The sequence below is a fragment of the Microbacterium sp. P5_E9 genome, assembly GCF_054049175.1.
The window spans coordinates 1-527 of the sequence record NZ_JBFUMV010000148.1 but is presented as its reverse complement, the minus strand read 5'-3'; the positions used below and the strand labels follow the sequence as shown (position 1 = coordinate 527).

Here is a 527-nt window from a genome sequence, read left to right as displayed (position 1 = left end):
CCAGGGAACGCCTCAGGCCTGGATCTCGCAAGAGCAAGCTGCCTCGCATTACGCCACTGGCGCCGTTGTCTGGGAAGACGGCGCCGGCCCGCTGGCAACGATGCGCGGGGGTTTCAACGTGGCGCGGGGCGTCCAGTCCCGAATCGACATCTCGCCGATCATCGCCCTGATGGGCTGCGCGAGGGTGAACCTGTTCGACCAGGAGCCATCCTTCAGCCGCCGCAAGCTTTTCGTTCGCGACCGGCACACCTGCGCCTACTGCGCGCAGCGCTTTCGCGAGCAGGACCTGACCGTCGAGCACGTCCTGCCGGAGAGCCGCGGCGGCGCATGGGATTTTATGAACTGCGTGAGCGCCTGCAAGGCCTGCAACTCGCTCAAGGGAGCCCGCACGCCGGAGGAGGCTGGCATGAAGCTGGTCTACCTGCCCTACGTGCCCAGCCGCTTCGAAGACTTCCTTCTGGCGGGCCGCAATGTGCGGGCCGACGTGCACGAGTGGCTCGCGAGCCGGCTGCCGAAGGGTTCGAGGC

General features: G+C 67.2%; 1 protein-coding gene. It reads left to right on the top strand.

What is annotated here, in order from left to right; all coding sequences use genetic code 11:
* Window positions 1–527: HNH endonuclease (locus ACXJ3V_RS20710; protein WP_457102237.1), on the top strand; the 527-nt coding region annotated here is incomplete at both ends.